This is a genomic window from Aromatoleum evansii (assembly GCF_012910805.1).
Lineage (GTDB): Bacteria > Pseudomonadota > Gammaproteobacteria > Burkholderiales > Rhodocyclaceae > Aromatoleum > Aromatoleum evansii.
Genome location: NZ_WTVK01000110.1, coordinates 1 through 8,348, shown reverse-complemented (window position 1 = coordinate 8,348; position 8,348 = coordinate 1). Strand labels below are relative to the sequence as shown.

The 8,348-nt window shown below is 68.3% G+C and carries 9 protein-coding genes; 6 read left to right on the top strand and 3 right to left on the bottom strand.

Going from position 1 to position 8,348, the window contains the following annotated elements:
* From GO615_RS26790 to GO615_RS26780, 3 genes are all read right to left on the bottom strand, one after another.
* A partial coding sequence (locus tag GO615_RS26790; RefSeq protein ID WP_169132906.1) for a DUF302 domain-containing protein occupies positions 1 to 330 on the bottom strand: 330 nt, incomplete at its 3' end.
* A 107-nt stretch (positions 331 to 437) separates the two neighbouring features.
* Positions 438 to 2,597 carry a TonB-dependent receptor family protein gene (locus GO615_RS26785; protein ID WP_169132905.1) on the bottom strand — a complete coding sequence of 720 codons (2,160 nt, stop codon included), beginning with the start codon at positions 2,595 to 2,597 and terminating at the stop codon, positions 438 to 440.
* 148 nt (positions 2,598 to 2,745) lie between these two features.
* Positions 2,746 to 3,075 (bottom strand): hypothetical protein, encoded by a 330-nt coding sequence (locus GO615_RS26780; protein WP_169132904.1) that lies wholly within the window; start codon positions 3,073 to 3,075, stop codon positions 2,746 to 2,748.
* 694 nt (positions 3,076 to 3,769) lie between these two features.
* On the opposite strand from GO615_RS26780, the gene GO615_RS26775 reads away from it, so the two are divergent.
* The 6 genes from GO615_RS26775 to GO615_RS26750 all read left to right on the top strand — a co-directional run.
* The gene (locus tag GO615_RS26775) at positions 3,770 to 4,963 is read left to right on the top strand and encodes an acyl-CoA dehydrogenase family protein (protein ID WP_169132903.1); all 1,194 of its coding nucleotides are present in this window, start codon (positions 3,770 to 3,772) and stop codon (positions 4,961 to 4,963) included.
* Positions 4,963 to 5,745 (top strand): SDR family NAD(P)-dependent oxidoreductase, encoded by a 783-nt coding sequence (locus GO615_RS26770; RefSeq protein ID WP_169132902.1) that lies wholly within the window; start codon positions 4,963 to 4,965, stop codon positions 5,743 to 5,745. Before GO615_RS26775 ends, GO615_RS26770 begins: the two co-directional genes overlap by 1 nt.
* A gap of 17 nt (positions 5,746 to 5,762) precedes the next feature.
* Positions 5,763 to 6,779 carry a phosphotransferase family protein gene (locus GO615_RS26765; RefSeq protein ID WP_169132901.1) on the top strand — a complete coding sequence of 339 codons (1,017 nt, stop codon included), beginning with the start codon at positions 5,763 to 5,765 and terminating at the stop codon, positions 6,777 to 6,779.
* A complete protein-coding gene (locus GO615_RS26760) occupies positions 6,779 to 7,153 on the top strand; it encodes a DUF6285 domain-containing protein (RefSeq protein ID WP_169132900.1) in 375 nt (124 codons plus the stop codon). Before GO615_RS26765 ends, GO615_RS26760 begins: the two co-directional genes overlap by 1 nt.
* A complete protein-coding gene (locus GO615_RS26755) occupies positions 7,150 to 7,827 on the top strand; it encodes a histidine phosphatase family protein (protein WP_169132899.1) in 678 nt (225 codons plus the stop codon). Before GO615_RS26760 ends, GO615_RS26755 begins: the two co-directional genes overlap by 4 nt.
* Before the next feature lie 125 nt (positions 7,828 to 7,952).
* Positions 7,953 to 8,348: ABC transporter permease (locus GO615_RS26750; RefSeq protein ID WP_422614262.1), on the top strand; the 396-nt coding region annotated here is incomplete at its 3' end.

The window sequence follows — 8,348 nt, the reverse complement described above, 5'->3', positions numbered from 1 at the left end:
CAGAAATACGGTGCGCGGCCGGGCGGGCAGGGTGTACAGCGCCACCGTCATCGGGCACAGCGCGATGTTGCGCACGTCCTCGGCGATCATCCGGCCCGACACCTGCGCGCTGCAGAAGGAAAAGATCTCGGCCTCGCCGTAGAAGTCCGCGCGATGGCCGAGATCCGGCGCCGTGCGCGCGAGCATCTCGCCGAACTGGCTCACCGCCGGCGGAGCCAGCCCCTCATCGACGAACGCGTCGAGCAGGGCTGCACGGGCGTCTGCGTAGGCGAGCGGCTGCAGCTCGCGCACGATGACCTCGTCCGCGGCCCGCACCGCGGCGCTGGCCATGAGCAGGGCGGCGACAAAGAAAACGAGCCCCGCCCGAACGAGCCGGGCAGGGCGGATGCGGTCGCCGTGAAGAAGGAGGACGCCGCGAAGGAGGCGTGCGTGGCCGGTCAGAATCGGTAGCTCGTCTTGATGCCCGCATACACGCTGCGGGTCGGGCCGGGTTCATAGAAGCGGTCGTTGCCGTCGCCGACGATCACCGAGGCGACGTGTTCCTTGTCGAATAGGTTATCCACGCGCACCATTTCCTGGAAGGTCCAGTGCCCCGAACGCTGCTCGGCAGTCAGGCGCAGGTTGGCCAGCGTGTAACCCGGCGCGGTGCGCTTGGTGTTCGTATCCTCGACGTAGACTTTGCCCCGGTGCAGGACTTCGACAGCCGTCGCCAGACCTTCGCGCGGCTTCCATTCCAGCTCGGCGTAGGCCGACAGTGCGGGGATACCGGGGATGCGCTTGCCGTCCTCGATCGTCCGGCCGCCTGCGACGAAGTCATCGTCGTAGACCGCGTGCAGCCTCGTCACCGACAGCTTGCCGCGCCAGTTGCGCGAGAACTCCGTATCGGCCGCAAACTCGACGCCTTGGCGCAGGGTCGAGCCCGCGTTCTTGAACACCGTGCGCCCGCCCAGGGCGCTGTCCACCACCAGTTCGTCCTTGGTGCGGATCTCGAACAGGGCCACGTTCACGCGGGTGTTCTCCCCGACGAAAGCCTTGGCCCCCAATTCGTACTGCTTGCTGGTGGCCGGCTTCAGGCCGAAGTTGAAGCCGTCCGTGGAGGTCGTGCCGGAATAGGAGAGCTCCGTCAGCGTCGGCGTCTCGAAGCCGCGCGCGGCACTTGCGTACAGGTTCACGACCGGGCTCAGGTGATAGACGATGCCGAGCGCCGGAGTCGTCTTGCGATAGCGGATGTCGCCACTGTCGTCCGGGTTGCCGGCGGCGATGTACTTGTCGTCCACCTCGAACTTCACGTCGCTGTGGCGCAGCCCGGCCTGCACGGTCCACTTGTCCAGTTTCCAGCTGCCCTGCACGTACGGATCGACGCTCGTCACCGTGTCGGTCTCGTTCCGGCGCAGCCGTCCCTTCACGCCCACCGCGCTCGGGGCGAAGGCGCTGCCGAGAAAGTTCTCGAAGCCCTTGCGCGCATCTTCCGAGCGGTCGTAGTCGACGCCGGCCGTGAGTGTCAGCTCGCCCGGGCCCGCGGCCAGCGTGTGCGTCCAGCGCGCGCCCAGTCCGTGGAAGCTGCGATCGAAATCGATCACCCCGCCCGAATGACGGGGCCGCGTTGCGAGGTTCTGGACGGCCGTGGGGATGGCCTGGAACTGCGTCACGCTGCGTTCGCCCGCATACGCGGACAGATGCAGCCGACCCGCGCCGAAGCGCCGCTCGTAGGTCGCGCCGCCCTGGCGATGGTCGATGCTCTTGCGCGTGTTGAAGGCCTCGGCGACGCTCTCGACGTCCTGCGGATCGTCCTTGAAGGTATCCCAGGTCAGGCCCAGCGGGTCATCCGTGTCGTCCTGGCGCAGCGCGTTCGCCACCAGCGTCAGCCTGCTGTCCTGGTCGGGCCGGAACACCAGCTTGCCGAAGAGCTGGTCGCGCGTTGCGGCGCTGTGGTCGCGGTAACCGTCGGTATCGAAGCGCGACGCATCCACGACATAACCCACGCCGTTCTTCTCGCCTTCCGCACCGATATCGACCTTGGTCGTGCCCCACGAACCGCCCAGCACCCCACCGCGCACCGTCGGCGCACCCTTCGGGTCGCGCGAGAACAGCTGGATCACGCCCCCGGCATGGTTGCCGTACACGGTGGAGAAGGGGCCGCGCATGACCTCTATGCGTTCGGCCGTGTCGAGATTGAAGGTCGCCGCCTGGCCCTGGCCGTCCGGCGTGCTGGCGGGAATGCCGTCGGCGATCATCTTCACGCCGCGCACGCCGAAGGCCGCCCGGCTGCCGAAGCCGCGCACCGAAATCTGCAGGTCCTGGGCGTAGTTCTGGCGGTTCTGCACCACCAGCCCCGGCACCCCCGCGAGCGCCTCCGACGCGTTCACGCCGAGATTGCCCGCCTGCACCGCCTGCATATCGACCGCGTCCACCGAGAAGGGCAGGTCGAAGCTTTCGGCCTCGACGCGGCTGCCGGTCACGACCACCGGATTCAGCGTCGGGGTCGGCTCCGCGGCAAGCGCATGGGATGCTCCCACACAGGCGAGCAGCGCCAGGGGAAGGGGCCGAAGCCGGGTATGCAGGGAGGCTGCGGGCGAATTGCGGGTGGAAGCGAACATGTTTCCGGATCCTGTCGGTTGGAGTACGCCGCGTGTGGCGTTTGTACCAACTTTAAGGATCCGCGCACAGTCCCGCGTCCTTAAGTCCGCGGAATCGACCTACAGAAAATCATGAGATCGTCCGGGCGGATCGCCGCCGGGTGCGGCCTCAGCCGTACCAGATCACGAAATACTTCTGCGGCCAGCGCAAGGTGCGCCACCAACGCTCCCCCGCCTCGTAAAGGGCGACTCCGTCGGCGGACAGGGTGTAATAGTGCGCGCGCGTCCCTTCCTTCGCGCAGGGCACGATGTAACCGTTGCGCTCGAGGAAGCCGAAGTAATGCACCGCCATGGGCGCACCTTCGAGATGCGTGAGACAGGAGAGATCCCACAAGTGGATGAACGGATGCCCCGCATGCATGGACCGCAGCATCTGCAGCACATGCCAGCGATGCGGCAGGGGCTCGCGGCGCGGGGCGTCATCGGAACGTGGAAGCATCACTCTCTCCAGGGGCTGCATTTCCAGGTCGGATCGACGGAGACCCCCGTCCGTTCCACTCGCCGGGGGCGGCAGCGGGGCGGAAGTCAGCCGCAAACTGCATGCAGCCGGCTGAGCGATGCCGGGGGAGCCTTCATCCCGTTTGATTGCGCAGCCGACACTTGATTTATAGCCCGTGGGAAGTGGCTTGTCTCCGCGTCGCGGAAGCTTGTTACGGATGGGGCGACGGTAAGGTCCGCAGGGGCATTTCTGCCCGAACGAGCGTGCGGGCAAGGCGATGCAGGGCGTGCCCGGGATCTCGCCCGTTGACATTTACTGAATTCAGAATACACTCGGCCGTGTGTTAGCGAATTCTGAATACAACGCACCCAGGATATCGCACGCAGGCATTGCCACCTGATCCGGTTCGGGCACCCGCTGCCTGCCGAGTCATAACGGAGGAGACAAGCATGGCCGGCTTCACCCACCGACAATTCGTGGCGGTCGCGACCTTCGCGGGCGCAACGGCGCGGTCGCGCCGGTCCTGTTTCCCGGGATGAAGGAACGGGGCGCGAAGCCGCGTGGCCGCGTCGCGCTGCTGTCCGCGATTGGCGCGCAGACCTGGACGATTCCGCCCAGCAAGGATGCTGGCGGCGGTGGGTGATCACTGCCGGCGCCGGCCCGAATACAGATCCAAAAACGCAAAGGAGCAGGTATGGATTTCTCCCTAAGCCCGGCGCTGCAGGAACTGCAGCTGCGAGTGCGCCGATTCATCGCGGACGAGGTGATTCCGCTCGAGAAGGATGCGCGCCAGACGGTCCATGGTCCGAGCGAGGACCTGCGCAACGAACTGGTCGCCAAGGCACGTGCAGCGGGCTTGCTGACGCCCCACGCCTCACGCGAGATGGGCGGCCTGGGCCTGTCGCACGTCGAGAAGGCGGTGGTGTTCGAGGAGGCCGGCTATTCGACGCTGGGGCCGACGGCGCTGAACATCCACGCACCCGACGAAGGCAACATCCACCTGATGGAAGTCGTGGCCTCGGAGGCGCAGAAGGAGCGCTGGCTGCGCCCGCTGGTGCAGGGCAAGACGCGCTCCGCATTCGCGATGACCGAGCCCCCGCCGGGCGCCGGCGCGGATCCCTCGATGCTCGCGACGACCGCGGTGCGCGATGGCGACGAGTACGTCATCAACGGCACGAAGTGGTTCATCACCGGCGCCGAAGGGGCCTCGTTCGCGATCATCATGGCGAAGATGGAGGACGGCTCGGCGACGATGTTCCTGTCCGACATGGACCAGCCGGGCATCGAGCACGTGCGCACGATGGACGCGCTCGACACCTGCTTCACGGGCGGGCATGGCGTGCTGCGCTTCAACAACCTGCGCGTGCCGGCGACCGACGTGCTGGGCGAGCTGGGCAAGGGCTTCCGCTACGCGCAGGTCCGCCTCGCGCCGGCACGCCTGACGCACTGCATGCGCTGGCTGGGCCAGGCACGCCGCGCCCACGACGCGGCGCTGGCGCACGCGCGCAGCCGCCAGGCCTTTGGCCGCACGCTCGGCGAGCACGAAGGCGTGAGCTTCATGCTCGCCGACAACGAGATCGACCTGCAGACCGCGCGCCTGCACATCTGGCATACCGCGTGGCTGCTCGACCAGGGCGAGCGCTGCAACTTCGAGTCGAGCCGCGCGAAGGTCGCGTGCTCGGAGGCCGAATGGCGCATCGTCGATCGCAGCGTGCAGATACTGGGCGGGCAGGGCGTCACCCACGAGACCATCGTCGCGCGCATCTTCTCCGACATGCGGGCCTTCCGCGTCTATGACGGCCCGAGCGAGGTGCACCGCTTCAGCATGGGCAAGAAGATCGTCGCCGGCCGTGGCGATGCGAGCGTGAAGCCGCAGGAGCAGCGCTGATGGACAAGGACTATCTCGGCGGGCTGTTCGCGCTCGAGGGCAAGGTGGCGCTCGTCACCGGGGCCTCCAGCGGCCTGGGGCGGCACTTCGCCGCGCTGCTCGCACGCGCCGGGGCACAGGTCGTCGTCACCGCGCGCCGCGCAGACAAGCTGCAGGAGCTCGTCGGCGAGATCGAGGCTGCGGGTGGGCGGGCGCAGGCCGTGTCGATGGACGTGACGGACGCGGCGAGCGTCAGAGCCGCGTTCGACGCGGCAGCGGCCGGGGCCGGCGTGCCTGACGTCGTCATCAACAACGCCGGCCAGACGATCACGAAGCCCCTGCTGCAGCAGACCGGGGCCGACTGGGACAATGTCATGGACCCCAACCTCAAGGGCTGCTTCCTCGTCGCGACCGAGGCGGCCCGTCGCATGGTCGATGCGGGCAAGGGCGGCAGCATCGTGAACATCGCCTCGATCCTCGGCGAGCGCGTGGGCGGCGGCGTCGCGCCCTACACGATCTCGAAGGCCGGCGTGCTGCAGGCGACCAAGGCGATGGCACTCGAACTCGCGCGCCACGGCATCCGCGTCAACGCGCTGATGCCGGGCTACGTGATCACGGACCTGAACCGGGATTTCCTCACGAGCGAGGCGGGCGACAAGCTGCGAATGCGCATCCCCAGCCGGCGCTTTTGCGAGCTGTCGGACCTCGACGGACCCTTGCTGCTGCTCGCTTCCGATGCCGGCGCAGCGATGTCGGGGGCCTGCGTGGCGGTCGATCGCGCTCACCTGGTGGGCGGACTTTGAGCATGGTGGAAGGACAAATGGAAGAAATTTCACGCAAGGCGGTCGAACGCTTCATCGCGACCTCGGCCGGTGCCTCGTCGGTGGCGATCGTCGGGTCGAAGCTGTTGTCCGGCGGGGCGGTGCAGGAAAACTGGCTCGTCGATCTGGAGATCGAAGGCGGGCCGCGCGCCGGTCGGCTGGAATGCGTGCTGCGCTGCGACTCGCCGACGGCAGGGGTGGCGATCAGCCACGGGCGCTCGCACGAATTCGCGCTGCTGAAGACGGTGTTCGATGCGGGCGTGCGGGTGCCCGAGCCCCTGTGGCTGTGCGAGGACAAGGAGGTGTTCGGACGGCCCTTCTTCCTGATGCGGCGCATCGGCGGTACGGCCGCCGCGCATGTCCTGGTCAAGGATCGCCGCCTCGGTGGCGACCGCGTGCAGTTGGCCGAACAGCTCGGCCGCGAGCTGGCCCGCATCCACTCGGTGCGCCCGCCGCAAGCCGCGCTCGATTTCCTGCCGCAGTACGAGGATTCGCCCGCGCTGCACCGCGTGGCGCAGCATCGCGCCTTCCTCGATGGCCACCACACGGCCTACCCCGCGCTGGAATGGGGGCTGCGCTGGCTCGAGCGCCACGCGCCGGCGCGCGGGCTCGTCACGCTGTGCCATGGCGACTACCGCACCGGCAACTACATGGTCGACGAAAACGGCCTCACCGGCATCCTGGACTGGGAGTTCGCCAGCTGGAGCGATCCGCACGAGGACCTCGGCTGGCTGTGCGCCAAATGCTGGCGCTTCGGCAATTTCGCGGAGGAGGCCGGCGGCGTCGGCGCACGCGAGGACTTCTATCGCGGCTATGAAAGGGAGTCCGGGCGGCGCGTGGATCGCGACGCGGTGCGATACTGGGAAGTCATGGCGCACACAGGATGGGCGGTGATTGCGGTCCAGCAGGCGGAGCGGCACTGTTCGGGCGAGGAGAATTCGCTCATGTTGGCACTGACCGGCCATATCGTCCCCGAGCTCGAATGGGAAATCCTCAACATGACGGAGAACGACTGATGCGCGAGCAACCGAAGGGCGATGCGCTGCTGGCCACCGCGCGCCAGATCCTGCGCGACGATGTGCTGCCGGCGCTGCCGGCCGACCGCAAGTACGCGCTGCTGATGGTGATGAATGCGATGTCGATCGCCGAGCGCCAGCTGCGTAACGGCGATGCGCCCGAAGTGCAGGAGCTCGCCGAACTGCGCGAGCTGCTCGACGACTCGAAGGCAAGCCCGGCGGAAGGCAACCGCCAGCTCGCGCGGCTGCTGCGCGCGGGGGCAGGCGACCCCGGCGCACCGCAACGCGCCGCACTGTTCGCCCATCTGCGCGCGGCCGGCCGCAGGCGGCTGGCGGAAAGCAATCCCAAGGTGCTCCCCGGGGAGCCGCGATGAGCATTCTGCTCTTCATGCGGCACGGCCAGGCGGCGTTCGGCGAGACACGCTACGACGTGCTGTCCGAGGTCGGGGTGGCCCAGGCTCGGGCGACCGGGGCCTGGATGCGCGAGCGTGGCGACGCGCTCGCCACCGTATGGCACGGGCCGCGCCAGCGGCACGTGGAGACCGCGGCACAGCTGCTGTCGGGCGCCGGAACCGGCCGGGAAGCCCAGCTCGTGCCCGGGCTCGACGAATTTGCCGAGGGCGAGGAAGTGCTCGATGCGGCCAGCCTGCTGTTCGGCCGTCCGATGAGCGGGCCCGGGGCCCCTTCGCGCGCCGAGCAGTTGCGCTGCTATGAGGCTGCATACGAGGCGTGGTCCCGCGGCGAAGTCGACATCGCCGGACGGGCGTCCTACGGTGAGTTCCGACGAGGCGTGCGCCAGTGGATGCAGGACGTCGTCGCCGCTCCCGGCGCTCCCTCCGGCCAGCAGATTCTGGCGGTGACCTCGGGGGGCGTCATCGCCGCCGCCGTCTGCGACGTTCTCGGCCTGCCCGATACGCAGTGGTGCGCGCTCGTCCGCGTGATCAACAACGCATCCACCACCGAGATCGTGTTTTCGAAGGGGCGCGTCGGCCTGCGCACTTTCAACGGCTCCGCACACCTGAAACGTGAGCTGACGTCTCCCATCTGACTTCCTGCCGCGAGCGGAGCGGCGCGTCTTCGGCGTCCAGTTTCGAATTCGTCGCGCGTTCGCGGTGTCTTGCGGGAATGCTCTCGGATGGTTGGCGTCGGGACAAGAACGATGGAGATGCATCAATGCTGCGACGGTTTGTGCCCGCCTGGCCGCTGCCGGCCGCGCCGCTCAGGCGAGCGATGAAACGCCGCGGCCCGCAGGGCGAAGGGTGGCTGCGCGCGGTGTCGCTCGCCGCCTTCCTTGTGCTGTGGCAGCTCGCAGCAGCGCTCTTCGCCAGTTCCACGCTGCCCCCGCCGGCCACGGTGTTCGCGCGCATCGCCGCGGAGACCGCCTCGCTCGCGCTCCCCACCCATCTGGCCATCACCCTCGCGCGCGTGGCCGTCGCCTTCGGGCTGGCGATGGCGATCGGTGCCGCGATCGGCATCGCCATGGGACGCTGGCGCCGGCTCGATGCGCTGCTCGACGGCTGGCTCGTGCTCGGGCTCAACATCCCGGCGCTGGTGACCATCATCCTGTGC